The organism is Pseudomonas syringae, assembly GCF_001698815.1.
GTDB classification, from domain to species: Bacteria; Pseudomonadota; Gammaproteobacteria; order Pseudomonadales; family Pseudomonadaceae; genus Aquipseudomonas; species Aquipseudomonas syringae_A.
The window spans coordinates 134459-149259 of the sequence record NZ_LGSI01000067.1 but is presented as its reverse complement, the minus strand read 5'-3'; the positions used below and the strand labels follow the sequence as shown (position 1 = coordinate 149259).

At 59.3% G+C, this 14801-nt stretch carries 11 protein-coding genes and 1 riboswitch; of the genes, 1 reads left to right on the top strand and 10 read right to left on the bottom strand.

Features of this window, described 5'->3' with window-relative positions:
* Nucleotides 1–112: 112 nt before the first annotated feature.
* The 8 genes from AFK24_RS23435 to AFK24_RS23400 form a co-directional block, all read right to left on the bottom strand.
* Nucleotides 113–3274, bottom strand: coding sequence for a dermonecrotic toxin domain-containing protein (locus AFK24_RS23435; RefSeq protein ID WP_080482267.1), 3162 nt, complete (start codon nt 3272–3274; stop codon nt 113–115).
* Nucleotides 3275–3348: 74 nt separating this feature from the next.
* Entirely contained in the window at nt 3349–5160 is a 1812-nt protein-coding gene (gene atzF, locus AFK24_RS23430) for an allophanate hydrolase (protein WP_065835489.1), read from the bottom strand.
* A gap of 36 nt (nt 5161–5196) precedes the next feature.
* Nucleotides 5197–8850 carry an urea carboxylase gene (gene uca / locus AFK24_RS23425; protein ID WP_065835488.1) on the bottom strand — a complete coding sequence of 1218 codons (3654 nt, stop codon included), beginning with the start codon at nt 8848–8850 and terminating at the stop codon, nt 5197–5199.
* A gap of 209 nt (nt 8851–9059) precedes the next feature.
* Entirely contained in the window at nt 9060–9680 is a 621-nt protein-coding gene (locus AFK24_RS23420; RefSeq protein ID WP_065835487.1) for an urea amidolyase associated protein UAAP2, read from the bottom strand.
* Nucleotides 9681–9691: 11 nt separating this feature from the next.
* Entirely contained in the window at nt 9692–10417 is a 726-nt protein-coding gene (locus AFK24_RS23415) for an urea amidolyase associated protein UAAP1 (protein ID WP_065835486.1), read from the bottom strand.
* 12 nt (nt 10418–10429) lie between these two features.
* Nucleotides 10430–11194, bottom strand: coding sequence for an ABC transporter ATP-binding protein (locus AFK24_RS23410; RefSeq protein ID WP_065835485.1), 765 nt, complete (start codon nt 11192–11194; stop codon nt 10430–10432).
* Entirely contained in the window at nt 11191–12006 is an 816-nt protein-coding gene (locus AFK24_RS23405; protein WP_065835484.1) for an ABC transporter permease, read from the bottom strand. The genes AFK24_RS23410 and AFK24_RS23405 overlap by 4 nt, the downstream gene beginning before the upstream one ends.
* A 27-nt stretch (nt 12007–12033) precedes the next feature.
* A complete protein-coding gene (locus AFK24_RS23400; protein WP_065835483.1) occupies nt 12034–13104 on the bottom strand; it encodes a putative urea ABC transporter substrate-binding protein in 1071 nt (356 codons plus the stop codon).
* Nucleotides 13105–13164: 60 nt separating this feature from the next.
* Nucleotides 13165–13270, bottom strand: a riboswitch (guanidine-I (ykkC/yxkD leader).
* 385 nt (nt 13271–13655) lie between these two features.
* On the opposite strand from AFK24_RS23400, the gene AFK24_RS30155 reads away from it, so the two are divergent.
* On the top strand, nt 13656–14051 hold the full coding sequence (locus tag AFK24_RS30155) for a hypothetical protein (protein WP_170826385.1): 396 nt from the start codon (nt 13656–13658) through the stop codon (nt 14049–14051).
* Nucleotides 14052–14136: 85 nt separating this feature from the next.
* Here the strand turns inward: AFK24_RS30155 and AFK24_RS23390 are convergent, their stop codons facing one another.
* Both AFK24_RS23390 and AFK24_RS23385 read right to left on the bottom strand, forming a co-directional pair.
* The gene (locus AFK24_RS23390) at nt 14137–14532 is read right to left on the bottom strand and encodes a PIN domain-containing protein (protein ID WP_065835481.1); all 396 of its coding nucleotides are present in this window, start codon (nt 14530–14532) and stop codon (nt 14137–14139) included.
* Nucleotides 14529–14771, bottom strand: a complete 243-nt coding sequence (locus AFK24_RS23385) for an AbrB/MazE/SpoVT family DNA-binding domain-containing protein (protein ID WP_065835519.1) — start codon at nt 14769–14771, stop codon at nt 14529–14531. Before AFK24_RS23385 ends, AFK24_RS23390 begins: the two co-directional genes overlap by 4 nt.
* Between the last annotated feature and the right edge of the window lie 30 nt (nt 14772–14801).

Here is a 14801-nt window from a genome sequence, read left to right as displayed (position 1 = left end):
CCGGAGAGAGGATAATATTCAGGGCTACATGCTAGCTTGCCGCCACTACTCACGCTATCGCGAATTTGTTCCGCCCGGCAGTGGTCCGGCTTTGTATGGGCAGCACCCTTGGTCATGGCGCAGGGTAAACATGCGCGGTACCAATCGTTGATTGAAACGCCGAGCATCGGCAGTGCAGCAGCAGGATCTTGTCGTAATGAATACCGTGCTCGAACAAACCCTTGAATAGTTCTTCCAGCGTTGGATCCGTCATGCCGAAGCGCTTTCTCACCGTCAGTACATCCATTGGCGTACGCACTAGTTGCCCGCTGAACGGCGATAGATTGGAATCGCGAACCACATGGCTGATGTACTGGTAACTCTCGTCATCAGGGGACTGGAATTTAGAGAGTTTGTAATTCTTGATCTTCCCCAACTGCGATGTGCCCGCCAGCAACTTGTCGGTGAGGGTGTAAGGGGACAGGCTGTTTGGCGCCGCGACCAGCGTGTTGGCCTGGTTGTCCAGAATGCCGAAGGGTTTTACGTGTTGCTGAATCACGCGATGCAGCGAGGGATCGATCAATGCATGCCCATGAGGTGCATAGACGCGCAGTTCGGTGCCGTTGGGGATCGGCGTGTTCTTGCTCCACGGCAAGTAATAGCCGTGAGTGCTGACCACCAGCGTTCGCGCCTTGCCCCGGTTTGATGTCCACAGAAGAAACTTGTGTGTCAGTTTCCATATTTTGACCGGCACTGTTGCGAAACGCGGATGGCCGGGGATATTCCAGGTTTTAAGCAGGCTGTCAGTCTCGAAGAATTTCTCCAGGCGGGTATGGCGAGTGTGCATCGACCTATTGAGCAGTGAACTAAAGCCTCGGGTCTTGTCGATCGCAGCGGCTGAAACTTTCAAGATTTTGCCGGCGCTCATGAGTTTGCCCAATGAGTGCAGCAACGCTGGCGTGTAAGGCGCCATTTGGAGAAAACCCAACGACAAGGCCGCGAGCATGGCCTGCCGTTTTTCTTCGTAGCGTGCGCCCGGCAAGTTCGCCGCTGCGATGTTCAGTGATACAACACCGATTTCCATGGCCAGCGTTGCGATCAACGCCGGGGTCAGCAAAAAGGACATGGGCGCCAGCAGGATCTGGAGATGATTGAGTTGCCGAGTCCAGTATTTAAGCAGCACCTCATTGGACGTCACGATAACGTCCTGCGCGTCCATTAATCCGTTCTGTCTTAGGGTTTCAGCCATATAGCGAAATGGCGAAACAGTCAGGTGTTTGATGCACAGTTTATGGGCCGCAGCAATATGAGCATCCTGGTTGTACAGCGTGTCGGTCCAGGGACGCAGTATCGATACCGGTTCTTCGGGATCTCGCTCGCCGGCCCATATCTGCAGAATATAGGTGAGCCGTCGGTGGTGGCGCAGCGGAACATGGTTCAGGACAGACTTGCGCCACTGTTGGTTTTTCGCAGCTTTTTTCAGGTATTGATCGATGGCTTCATCGCTGTCGAATTCGATGAAGGCTTTGTGTATGCCTGCCTGGTACAGAACCTTATGCGGTCGGCCAGGTTCCGACAGGATCAGCAGGCCTGGACAGTAGACTTCCTGCACGCCTTCAAATACGGAATGTTGCAGGTAAAAGCCCAGTACCGTCCGTTCGATTGCGCCACTGCGAGGTTTGACGTAGAGCTGTTCGAGGGTTTTTACAACAATGTCCAAACCGCTTTTGAAGAGCAGCCGTGATTTTAGGCTCAGCACGGCTTGCGTCATGAAACTGGTTTTAAAACATTCTTCGACACGGTCCTGATGCTGGCTCCAGAATCGCTCGACGCGGCGGGTCATGAGCGGCAGGAAGTCTATCTTCCGGATGTGATCTTCGATGGCCTGCGGGGAGACCGGAAGTTCCTGGATATTGGCCGCGTGGCCATTTTCAATGGGATCGATATACACCAGCGTGCGTGCGTCATGATCCAGATAACCCTCGGCGTGTTCCACCCGATAATTCTCTATAAGGGCCCGGCTCAGGCTGATTGGCAATCCCTCAGGCGTATTGAATTGGGTAACCGGAACGCGAGCGCTACCCAATGGCGTAAAAGACTTACCCCGGACATAACGAATAAATACCTGGTCCGGGTTTATATCCAAGCCATGTTCATCTTTCATTACGTTGCGCATGAGCCGCGCGGCGGTTTTCAGCGGCGATGGTATTCGCTGGAGGATGGTCGGGCGTATTTGCCAAAGATCGACGGCGCTGACTAGTTTCAGAGCAGGCTGGATTGGCTTGAGCCAATCAGTGCTGACTGAATCGCCCAGCAGATAACCAAGGGATAACTGCTTTTGCACAGTCGTGACCGCGGTAAAAATATCGCCTTCGATAATGCTCAATTCAACCTGCAGAACGCTCTCGTCCTCGGCTGAGTCGGGTGCCCGCGGCCCGCCGTGCTCGTTCAGCGCATTAAGCAGCATCTGGGTCATTCGTTGCGCGTCATCGCTGATGTATTCGATGGGCTCGGCGGCGCTCCCCGGTTGGTGGATAAAACAGTGTGAGGTGTTGTGCGATTTGAGCTGAAAGGCCCCCGCAACCCGGCGCCCGTTGAGGGACAACATACTGGCGCTGGACAGCGTGCCGGTTGCGGGTAGTTCAAGGCATTCGGAATTTTCGGGAAACGCTGTCAGGCCCAGGATATCGAGGCCCAGGCGATAACCATCCAGACTGACTCTTCTGCGTGAAAAGCGCGCGTGCAGGTCATGCAGAAACGACAGCTTGGCCAAGGCGCAGTAGGTCTGTTCGTGCCTGGCCCAAAAAGCCCTGGTCAGGGCCGCGTAACCGGTTGCCAACGGCGCGTTGAGAATCAAGTCCATGGCGCTGCTGGCGGTAAATTCTGGAAATGATTCATCCAGAACCCTGTCGTCCAGAGTGGAATTCATCAGCGCCAGCATGGCCGGTACATCGAACGAAATAATCGCCAGTTCCGTCAGGGAGATCTTTTTTGCATAGCGTTCCCGTCCATCACGTTCAATGGCGGGTTGATCATCATGGGTGAAGCGAATAAACAGCTGGTCAGGTTCCAGTACCTTGGCGGTACGCCGACGCAACAGCTGGATCAACTGTTCGCGAACATACTCATCCAGCTTCGGCGGGCAATCCATGTCCAGTTGATAAGCCTTGAGCAGCAGAGGCGAGCTGGCGATCAGTTTCGTCGCAGGGCTTCTTCGCAATGCCTTGAGTTTTTTCAGGTCGATTGCCGGGCTGCTGTCGGTCGAGTTCGAAGAGGGCGTTTCAGTTACTTTCATATTGGCGGGTAACTATTAATGACCCGCCAATATGTCATTCGGCACTTGCTTGTTTCGGGTAACTATCTATTGGCTCAGGCGTTCAGATAAGCGCGCCAGCCGCCCAGATGACTGATGTTGGTTGCCCCTTCAAGACCATAGGGCTCGCAGATGAATCCGCATTCCCAACTCCCGTCAGCCAGCTGCACTTTGCCCAGGCCCAACGGTGCCGGAATGCCGGTCAGGAAAGAACCCAGTTCGCGACTCGGCAGCTCCCAGACCTCCACCGCGATAGCCACGCCGTCCTGCTCGACCCGAACCATCCCTGGGCGAAACGGCGGGCCGCCCGCCAACGCATAGAGCTGATAATTCGATGAGCTTTGGGTCGCTTCCACCAGGCGCGCGCCGCGTTGCTTGAGCTGCCAGTTCAACGGCAACCCGTCCAGATGCGCGCCGCACACCACGATTCTGGCCATGTCATTGCGCGCGGTGCCGGCAGGTTTGGACAGGTGTCCGGCAAGCCCGCCAATCAAGGGCAATTCGGTATCGCGTTGCAGTGCGTCGGCGATGCCCAGCAAATACTGATCGGTGAATACCCGGCCGAACACCGTTACGCCCCACGGCATGCTGTTGTCCATGAACGCGCTGGGCACGGCAACGGCGGCGTAGTCCAGCAGGTTGACGAAGTTGGTGTAGTAACCCAGCTCCGAGTTGCGCAGCACGGGTTCAGCTTCCAGTTCCGCCGAGGTGACGGGGCGGCCGATGCTCGGCGTAACCACAAAATCCACGCCTTCCATGACACGATCGCAGATGGCCTTGAGTGCTTGCAGGCGGTACTGCGCCTTGAACGTTTCGACGCCAGTCACCAGCGGCGCTTTGCCCAGGACCGCGCGGATGACCGGCAGCACCGCTTCCGGGTTGCTCTGCATCAGTTCGCCAGCGACGCTGTAGCGCTCGGCAACCCACGGGCCGTTATAGAGCAGGCCTGCGGCTTCGAGAAATGGCGAAAGATCGATAGTGACCGCTTCGCCGCCCATGGCGGTCAGGCGGTCGATGGCATCGCCGAACAGCAGCGGTCCTTGTGGGCAACCGAAGTATTCGAGGTCCTGGGCGCGAGGCACGCCGAAGCGGAACGGTCGCGGCGCACCGAAGGCCGAGGCATCGTTCCATGACGGATTGCTGCGGCTGTATTCGTCGCGTGGATCAAGTTTCGCGACCAGGCCCAGCAATTGGCTGGCTTCCCGTGCGGTGGCGGTGAAGGTCGTGACGCAATCCAGCGTCTGGCAGGCTGGAACCACGCCTGCCGTGGAGATCAAGCCTTTGCTGGCCTTCATGCCGACCAGATTGTTCAAGGCGGCGGGCACGCGTCCCGAGCCCGCCGTGTCGGTGCCCAGTGCGAAGCTGCTGACGCCAAGGGCGACTGCCAGGGACGAACCGGAACTTGACCCGCCCGATGGATATTCCTTGAGCACGCTGTTGGGGCAGGCGCCGAACGGCGAGCGACTGCCATTCAAGCCGGTGGCGAACTGATCCAGATTGGTCTTGCCCAAAGGAATCGCACCCAGGGCAATCAGTTGCTCAACGACGGTCGCCGAGCGCTCGGGCTTATAGGTGTAAGCAACGCAGGCGGCGGTGGTCGGAATGCCAGCCAGGTCAATGTTGTCCTTGATCGAAAACGGCACGCCATACAGCGGCAGGTCGTTGATGTCCCGACCTTCCAGCGCGGCGAAGTAGGGCTCCAGCTCTGTCGGATCAAGCAGGTAAATGAATAGATGATATTCAGGGTTAAGCGCAGCGGCTTTTTCCCGCAGTGCAAGAATCAACTCGCGGGGCGTGAGGTTGCCGGACTGGTAGGCCGCGCGGACCGACTCCAGGCGCAGGTCGCTCAAGGTGATTTCAAGGCTCATGGCGAAATTCCATAAAATTGATAAGAACAGACCACATCAAACGGCTTCTATGACTACGACTCGCTGTCCCGCACGCACGGCCGAACCCGGTTGTACGCGCACGTCCCGAACCACGCCGGCGAGTGTCGCCAGCAGCGGGATTTCCATTTTCATCGACTCCAGAATCACCAACACATCGCCAGCGGCGACCTGTTGGCCCACCTCCACCTGCACTTGCCAGAGATTCCCGGCAATGTGACTGTCGATACTTTGTTCACCGGCACCGAGCGGTGCTTCATCGGTCAGCGGCGCCACCGCTTCATCGCTTTCGAAGTTGGCCTGGCCGCTGGCAATCCAGCGCTCACGCTCGGCCTGAAATGCGCTTTGCTGCTGGCTGCGGAAGGCCGCGATGCCTTCCGCTTCACTGCTTAAAAACGCCTGGTAGTCCGCCAGGTTCAAGGTGCTGTGTTCAATTTGCAGCGGATAGCGACCCAGCGGAAAATCCCGGCGAATGCGTAACAGCTCTTCGGCGCTGACCGGGTAGAAGCGAATCTGATCGAAAAAGCGTAGCAGCCAAGGCTTGCCATCGAAGGCCGCCACTTCCCGATAGCGATTCCACATCTGCAACGTACGCCCGACAAACTGATAACCCCCCGGACCTTCCATGCCGTACACGCACATGTACGCGCCGCCGATACCGACAGAGTTCTCCGCCGTCCAGGTGCGCGCCGGGTTGTACTTGGTGGTCACCAGCCGATGGCGCGGGTCCAGCGGCGTGGCGACCGGAGCGCCCAGGTAGACATCGCCGAGGCCCATGACCAGATAGCTGGCTTCGAACACCGTGCGCTGCACTTCGTCGAGGTTGGGCAGGTCGTTGATGCGGCGGATGAACTCCAGATTACTCGGGCACCACGGCGCGTCTTTGCGCACGGTAGTCATGTATTTCTCGATAGCCAGCTGACAGGCCGGATCGTCCCAGGACAGCGGCAGATGCACGATGCGCGACGGGACTTGCAGGTCCTTGGCCGCGCAGACGGCATCCCATTCTCCGGCGACGATCTCCAGCAACTGTTGCAGTGGCAATTGCTCGGGCTGGTAATGCACTTGCAGCGAGCGAATGCCCGGCGTCAGGTCAATCACGCCGTGCAGGTTTTTGGCCTCCAGCGCCTGCATCAGCGCATGGCCGCGAAAGCGCAGCACCAGATCCAGCTCCGGCGCACCAATTTCCAGCAGCAGATGGGTATCGCCGGAGAGCCGGGCCACCAGGCGCGTGTCGTCGCGGCCGATGTCGAGCATGATGGGTGAAAGCAGATCATCGCGTAGGACCGGCTTTAGCCGGGAGAGGGGTGTTACATTCGCAGCATTTGCGTCGTCGGTGAGATCTTCCTCCCGGCTAAAACCGGTCCTACAGCTAGCGTCGCCCGCGGCGAAAATATCCCGGGCAGTCTGGATGCTCACCGCTTCAAACATCACCTTATCGCCGGCCTTGAGCTGCCCCAATTGCCACAGATCGGCTTCGATAATGGTCACCGGGCAGACGAAGCCGCCGAGGCTCGGGCCGTCGGGGCCGAGGATGACGGGCATGTCGCCGGTGAAATCCACTGCGCCGATGGCATATGGATTGTCGTGAATGTTCGACGGATGCAGACCCGCTTCACCACCGTCGGCGCGGACCCACTCCGGTTTCGGGCCGATCAGGCGCACGCCGGTGCGGCTGGAATTGAAATGCACTTCCCACGCCGTGGCGAAAAAAGTCTGCATGTAACGCTCAGTAAAATATTCCGGCGCACCGTGCGGGCCGTAGATGACGCGAATTTGCCGAACATCCGCCAACTCCTCCAGCTGATCCGTTGCGATGTGCTGCCCTGCGCTGCGCTCAACCAATGGCGAAATGTGCAGCACATCGCCAGCCCGCAAGGCCCGGCCGCCATGACCGCCAAACTGGCCCAGCGTGAAGGTGCTTTTGCTGCCCAGATAATCCGGCACATCCAGCCCGCTACGAACACATAAATAGCTGCGCGCGCCCGCTCCAGCGATGGTGCCGAGCGCCAGACTGGAACCGGCAGCGATAAACAATGCGGTATTCATCAGCTGCATCTCACCGTCCAGCGTGATGGGGATCGACGCGCCAGTCACCGCAATCACGGCATCCGTGTTGAAGCGCAGCGACGGCCCGCTCATGGTGATTTCCAGCGCGGCGCAGCCTTCGGCATTACCCAGCAGGCGATTGCCCTGACGCAAGGCGCGGCTGTCCATCGGCCCGGACGGCGGCACACCGACTGCCCAATAACCCAGACGCCCCGGATAATCCTGAACGCTGGTCTGTGTGCCGCCGCTGAGCACTTCGAAGGTGTCGGCGTGATAGACCAGACCTTCCAGGCAGCGGGTCCACGGCTGGCCGCTGGCAAACGGGACGTCGGCGATGATCTGGCGCAGGTAATCGCGGTTGGTCTCGACGCCGTACAGTCGCGTGTCGCTCAAGGCTTTGGCCAGGCCAGCGCTGGCCCGCTCACGGTTCGGCGCCCAGCTGATGACCTTGGCGATCATCGGATCGAAGAACGGTGGAATCTCGCAACCGGCTTCAACCCACGTATCAATGCGCAGGCTTTTGCCGTCCACAGCGGGGAAGTTCACGGCGGTCAGCAAGCCAGGACTTGGCTGGAAATCCCGTCCCGGATCTTCCGCATACAGCCGCGCTTGAATGGCATGGCCGCTCGGCCTTAGCGCTGCCTGCAATTCGCTCAACGGCGGCAGGTCGCCAGCGGCCAGTTGCACCATCCAACTGACCAGATCGACGCCCCAGACTTGCTCGGTCACGCCATGTTCGACCTGTAAGCGGGTATTCACCTCCAGGAAATAAAAGCGCTGATCCTCGCTGTCGAAGACAAACTCCACGGTGCCAGCGCTGCGATAGTTGACCGCTTTAGCCAGCTTGATCGCCGCCATGCACAGCGCTTCGCCCATGCCTTCGGGCAGGTTCGGTGCCGGGGTTTCTTCGAGGACTTTCTGGTTGCGCCGCTGCACCGAACAATCGCGCACGCCCAGTGCGAGCACTTCGCCACGCCCATCGCCGAATACCTGAACTTCAAGGTGCCGGGCGCGCTGAATGTACTTCTCGATGAACACGCCAGCGTCGCTGAAGTTGTTCTGCCCGAGGCGTTTCACCGCCTCGAACGACTCGCTCAGCTCGGCGGCGCTGCGGCACACGCGCATGCCGATCCCGCCGCCACCGGCGGTGCTTTTGAGCATCACCGGGTAACCAATGATCTCTGCTGCGTGCAGCGCGGTGTCGAGGCTGTCGAGCAATTCGGTGCCTTCGAGCATCGGTACGCCATGCTGTTTGGCCAGGGCGCGGGCGGTGTGCTTGAGGCCGAAAACCCGCAGTTGCTCCGGCGTTGGGCCGACAAAGGCAATGCCCGCGTCTTCGCAGGTTTGCGCGAACGCGGCGTTTTCGGAAAGAAAGCCGTAGCCGGGATGAATCGCTTGTGCGCCGCTGGCCTTGGCGATGGCGAGGACTTTATCCACAGCCAGATAAGTCCCGGCCGCGCCACCTTCACCCAGGCTGTGAGCTTCGTCGGCTTCCAGCAAATGCAGACTGGCGGCATCGGCTTCGGAATACACCGCAACGCCTTTGACGTGCAGGGCGCGCAAGGTGCGCAGGATGCGGCAGGCAATGGCGCCACGGTTGGCGATCAGCAGTGTGTCAAACATGGCTTGAACCCCGGAAGTCGATGGTTTCGACCTCAAACTTGGGAAGCGGGCCGTCCCGCTATTGATGTGTCTGCACGAGGGTCGTCCGTCGTGGTCAGCTTGCTAGCCCGCTCGCGGCTGAAGCCGCTCCTACGAAACACCGCCCGCAGGAGCCGCCGAAGCCGTCCCCATGAAACACCGTCCGTAGGAGCGGCTTCAGCCGCGAGGGCTTAATTCCACACGTGCAATTCAGCCGGCGTCGGGTTGTAGCCATTGCACGGGTTATTCAGCTGCGGACAGTTGGAAATCAACACGATCACGTCCATTTCGGCGCGCAGTTCCACGTATTTGCCCGGCGCGGAGATGCCGTCCTCGAAGGTCAGCCCGCCGTCAGCGGTAACCGGCACGTTCATGAAGAAATTGATGTTTGGCCCGATGTCGCCTTTGCCGAGTCGCCCGTCATGCATACAAGCGCGCAGATAGTTGTCGCGGCAGCTGTGCATGTGGCGTTTTTCCAAGGCGTAACGCACGGTGTTGCTCTCCTGGGCGCAGGCGCCGCCGAGGGTGTCGTGACGACCGCAGGTGTCAGCGACGATGGTCAGCATCGGTTTGCCAAGGTTGGAATACAGCACGCTGCCGGTGGTCAGGTAAACGCTGCCTTGGCGGCGCAATGTGCGTTGCACGTCGTAACGCTCACGGGGGTTGGCGAGGCTGAAGAACAGCGTGTCGACCGCCTGATTGCCTTCCAGATCTAGGATGCGCAGGGTTTGCCCGGCCTTGAGTTCAGTCAGCGACGGTTCGCCTGCCGGAATGAAGGTGGTGGATGCAGCGGTAGCGGAAGTCGGATTCATGGACGTGCTCCTCAGGCGAACAGGCGATCGGTATTGATGAAGCCGCGCTGGTTTTCCGGGCGGGACGTGCGGCAATGTTCAGCGACGCTGGCGTCGGCTTTCATCCAGGTCAGTTGCAGCGGCTGCGGTGCGTATTCCGGGTTCGGGTCCATGGGGTGTTGCAGCGCGGTGAGGACGACCAAGGTATCCATCGGCGCGTACAACTCGATGTAGTCGCCGGCTTGCGAGTTGCCCGGCACAAAATGCAGGCGGCCCGCGTCGTCAACGTTGACGCGGCTGAACAGGTTCAAGGTCATCAGCAGGTCTGACAGGCCCAGGCCCCATTTGCCCAGTTCCACCAGCAGGTTGTCGGTGCCGTTGCGAAAGAAGCCGTTGCGCAGTTCCTGATAGCGGCCCTGGCCGTATTTCTCCGCGACTTCTTGCGCGCAGAGCACGCCGCCGAGGCTGTCGCTCCAGCCGCAAGTGTCAGCGGTAATTGCCGCCAGTACGCGGCCCATGTCCGAATACAGGCAATGGCCACTGGTGAGTTTGGCGGTGTGCTGGCATTTGAGGCTGTCCGGCAGGTTCAAACGCTCGGTTTTTTCATGGGCGTTGAGCAGCGTCAGGCTGACGTTGGCGTTGCCGTTGATATCGGTCAGGCGCAGCAGTTCGCCGCGCTTGAGCACGAACGAACGGTGGCCGCCGCCGGGCAGCAGCTCTTCGGCGAAGACGGGGAATAAAGTGTTTGATGGTGTCATGAGCAGAATCCTCTAAGCCTGTTGCAGCGAATCAATCGCGGCGCGTGCTGCGCGGCGGTCGCTGTTCAGGGGAATGTCATAAGTGATGCGCGCGCCATAAGCGCCGGGGGCGTGGGGGTCGATGCGCACTTTGTCGAAGACCAGCAAGCGCGTGCCGAGGTTAAAACCCTCGGACAAGTCATGGGTGACCATGAACACCGTCAGCTGCGTCTCGCGCCACAGTTCCAGCAGCAAGGCGTGCATGTCTTTGCGGATGCCCGGATCGAGCGCGCCGAAGGGTTCGTCGAGCAGCAACACCCGAGGCTTCATGATCAGCGCCTGGGCGATAGCCAACCGCTGTTGCATGCCGCCGGACAGCTGCGTCGGGTATTTATCCAGCGAATGACCCAGGCCGACTTTCTTCAGCAACACCGCCGCCTGTTCGCGAGCTTCGCGTTTGGCGTTGCCGAACAAACGCCCGAGCAGCGCCGAGCGCGGCAGTTCCAGGCCGAGGGCAACGTTGTCCAGCACTGACAGATGCGGAAACACCGAATAGCGCTGAAACACCACGCCACGGCTGGCATCCGGCTCGCTGGCCAAGGCCTTGCCGTCGAGCAGAATCTTGCCCTTGCTCGGTACTTCCTGACCCAGCAACAAACGCAGGAAGGTGGATTTACCGCAACCGGAGGCACCGACCAGCGTGCAGAATTCACCCTCGGCGACGCTCAGATTCAGGCCTTCGAGCACCACTTGATCGTCGTATTGCTGCCAGACGTTTTGTACGGAAATAAAACTCATCCTCGCGCCCCTTCATACCAAGGGAAAGCTTTGCGGGTCAGCGCCTTGAGGCCCCAATCCATCAGCCAGGCCAGCAGGGTGATCCAGACCACGTAGGGCAAAATCACGTCCATGGCCAGATAGCGCCGTACCAGAAAGATCCGGTACCCGAGGCCATCGGTCGAAGCAATGGCCTCGGCCGCGATCAGGAACAACCACGCCGAACCCAGCACCAGTCGCAGGGCAATCAGCAAGCGTGGCAGCAATTGCGGCAGGATCACCCGCAGGATCAGCGTCCAGGTCGAAGCGCCCAAGGTCTGCGCCTTGATCAGCAGCTCGACCGGGATTTCCCGGGCGCGCTGCTCCAGATCCCGGGCCAGGATCGGTGTGATGCCGATCACGATGAGCATGACTTTCGACAGCTCGCCCAAACCGAAGACGATGAACAGAATCGGCAGGATCGCCAGCGGCGGCACCATCGACAGCACCGTCAACAAGGGCGACAACGGCGCGCTGAACAACGGCAGGATTCCCGAGGCAATCCCCAGGCACAAGCCCAGCAGCGCACTGATGCCCAGGCCAATCGCCAGCCGTTTCAGGCTGGAACCGGTGTCCTGCCACAGCAGATATTCGCCGGTGCGACTGTCGGCTTTGAACGCCATACGGTTCACCGCATCAGCCATCTGCACGGCACTGGGCAGCAGCTTGTCGTTGGGGTTTTCCGTCAGCCGGGTCGCCGAGCCAGTGAAATAGGCGAACAGCAGCAGGGCGAACGGCAGGATCACCAGTATCAGGCGACTGGCCCGATCCGGGCGGCGATTTATCAAGCGCATGGCAATGACCTTTGGGCGGAACGCGGATTACAACGTGCCGTCGGCGGCCATTTGCACGTAGCTCGGATCGAAATGCAGCTTGAGATTGCCCTTGTCGCCAGACATCACGCCGTTGGCGAAGGACATGCCCACAGCGCTGGAATCCTTGGCGCCTTCACCCAACAAGCCATGCTCGAAGGAGAAGTTGGCAACCTTGCGCATGGTGTCCGGCAGCTGTTTGCTGTTGGCGAACTCCAGGGCTTCCTTCGGTGTGGCGAACAGTTTGGTGGTGTCCAGTTGCGCCTGGAAACCCGCCAGATCCGTGCCCGAGGCCTTGGCCATGTGTTCCAGCGCGACTTTGCTTGCGGCGGATTTGGCGTTCATCAGGGCAACCACTTCAAACCAGGCACCGGTCAATGCTTTGCCCAGCGCCGGGTTGTCTTTCAGGGTCTGGGTGTTGACGACCATCATGTCCATGATTTCGCCAGGAATCTTGCTGGAGTCGAACACCTGGGTAACGCCGGGCTTGGCCTTGATATCCGCCAGCATCGGGTTCCAGGTGGTCACCGCCTGGACGTCATTGGTGTTGAAGGCAGCGGAGATATCGGCGTCGGAAGTGTTGACCACTTTCAGGTCTTTCTCGGACAGGTCAGCCGTATCCAGCGCACGGGCCAGCAGATAGTGGGAGACGGAGAGTTCCACCAGATTGACGTTCATGCCTTTAAGGTCGGCGACTTTCTTGCCCGCGCCTTTGATGACGATGCCGTCGTTGCCGTTGGAGAAGTCGCTGACGATCAGCGCGGTGCTGTCCACGCCGCCCGCAGCCGGGATGGTCAGCGCATCCATGTTGGTCATGGTGCAGCCATCGAACTGGCCAGCGGTGTATTGGTTGATGGACTCGACGTAATCGTTGAGCTGGGTGACATCAATTTTGATGCCGTATTTCTTCGCCCACTTGTCGACAATGCCTTGGGTGCCTGCGTATTCCCAGGGCATCCAGCCGGCATAAATGGTCCAGCACACGTTGAATTCTTTTTTGACGGCGGCTTGCGCCGAAGAGAGGCTTAATGCAGCGACGAGACCTGCAGCGAGCAGACCGAACAGACGGGATTTTTGCATGTAACAACCTCCAGTAGCGAAAAGGGGCGGCCAGGAGCAACGCGACACCACTGGTGTCCTGTCTCCCGGGCTTTTATCCCGCCGTGTAACCTCTACTGGAGGTCGCCAACTCTCGGACCAGCCACTCGCCATTAACTGGCGAGCCGGAACCCTAGTCGGCTATTGCAAATTGTGGTGCCGCGAACCTGATTTGTCTCCTGCACAGGTTTGCTAAAGCGAGAGTTGTGCCAACTTGGCACAACGCCGCATACAGTGGGCCTGTGTGGCGCGGTGGCAGGTTTTGATGCGGGTTGAATCGGCTGATGATGGTGCATGGGTGCACCGGCTTGGGGCGTGACGGCACAAATATAGTTAGCCCCACGGGGCACTTGAAGTGGGTTTTCGTGTCTTATTTTCTGTCCGCCAGCTATTGGCGAACGCCGACCAGCGTCGCTGGTTTGTGCCCTATCGCGGTCCGGGAGGCCGCCATGTATCGACGACCCTTGCTGCTTGTTTTACTGGCTCTGACTCTTGCTGGTTGCTATGGAGGTCCCGGTTACTACGAATCCGATGTGTATACCCAGCCCGCAACCGTCGTTGGAGGTGGATATGCTTATGACAATGGCTACCGTTCGACTTATTACCAGGAGCGGCGAATCTATGTAGCGCCGCAGCCACGCTACTATGCCCCGGCGCCGCGCTATTACGCGCCGCCACCCGTTCCACGTTATTACCAGCCCGGCAGACCGCCCGGCTATGGCTGGGGTGACAACCGCTATCGCGGCGGCAATCCCGGTTATCGCAACGATCCACGTCGCGACTACCGCGGCGGCCCTTCGTGGGGCAGCGACCATGGCGGCAACCGCGGCCATGACGGACGAGGCGACGGACGAGGCGACGGACGCGGCGACGGACGCGGCGATGGCCGTGGCGGTCGCGGTGGGGATGGCCGAGGCGGGAATCGCTGATCGGTAGTTGAAAGAAGAACGGCACTCCATGGAGTGCCGTTTTATATTGAGCGAGGTCCGAGCGGTTTCTTGTTTGCAGGCGAATTTAAATCAGCCGACGCATTCCAGCAGTCTTGGCCGCTTTACTGTCGAACGTGGCGGTATGGTCGCAGCCGGCTGCGTGGGCGGAACGCTCAATCAGGCAGTCGGCAAAGTCAGCGTTGGATTCAGTAAAGCGCCTGAGTGCCTGCCAAACCGTTTCGACGTTTTCCACCGTCAACTCTCTGGTGCGCAAGAGCGTTTCCAGGACCGCGATGATTTCTGATTTGCTGGATTGGTAGCTCGATTGCAGTACCCACACCAACTCGACGACTGAAACCATGGCAATAAAACCGGGAGCGGTAACGGTCAAAGATTCGATCAGATGCGAAGCTATGGTCGATTGCTTAACGTCATCCTGAGCGACGTAACGCACCAGAACATTGGTATCCAGACCGATCATTCAGTTTTCGATCCCTGTGTTTCGATAGCCAAGTTCATGTCTTCGATGCTGACCGGTTTGGCTGGCTTGCGAATCAAGCCTTTCAGATCTCGCACAGAATGAGTCGCCGCAATGATGGCGAACTTACCGTTTCCTATATCAACGAATTCAATTCGATCCCCCGTATCCAGGCCAAGGGAAGTCCTGACTTGGGCGGGAATAGTAATCTGCCCTTTTGAAGTAACGGTGGCTGTAGCCATCATTAACGCCTCTTGAATTGGAATTCCTTA

Excerpts from the sequence above, each read along its gene's own strand:
- AFK24_RS23435 (WP_080482267.1), bottom strand. The coding sequence starts at position 3,274 with ATGAAAGTAACTGAAACGCCCTCTTCGAACTCGACCGACAGCAGCCCG.
- atzF (WP_065835489.1), bottom strand. The coding sequence starts at position 5,160 with ATGAGCCTTGAAATCACCTTGAGCGACCTGCGCCTGGAGTCGGTCCGC.
- uca (WP_065835488.1), bottom strand. The coding sequence starts at position 8,850 with ATGTTTGACACACTGCTGATCGCCAACCGTGGCGCCATTGCCTGCCGC.
- AFK24_RS23420 (WP_065835487.1), bottom strand. The coding sequence starts at position 9,680 with ATGAATCCGACTTCCGCTACCGCTGCATCCACCACCTTCATTCCGGCA.
- AFK24_RS23415 (WP_065835486.1), bottom strand. The coding sequence starts at position 10,417 with ATGACACCATCAAACACTTTATTCCCCGTCTTCGCCGAAGAGCTGCTG.
- AFK24_RS23410 (WP_065835485.1), bottom strand. The coding sequence starts at position 11,194 with ATGAGTTTTATTTCCGTACAAAACGTCTGGCAGCAATACGACGATCAA.
- AFK24_RS23405 (WP_065835484.1), bottom strand. The coding sequence starts at position 12,006 with ATGCGCTTGATAAATCGCCGCCCGGATCGGGCCAGTCGCCTGATACTG.
- AFK24_RS23400 (WP_065835483.1), bottom strand. The coding sequence starts at position 13,104 with ATGCAAAAATCCCGTCTGTTCGGTCTGCTCGCTGCAGGTCTCGTCGCT.
- AFK24_RS23390 (WP_065835481.1), bottom strand. The coding sequence starts at position 14,532 with ATGATCGGTCTGGATACCAATGTTCTGGTGCGTTACGTCGCTCAGGAT.
- AFK24_RS23385 (WP_065835519.1), bottom strand. The coding sequence starts at position 14,771 with ATGGCTACAGCCACCGTTACTTCAAAAGGGCAGATTACTATTCCCGCC.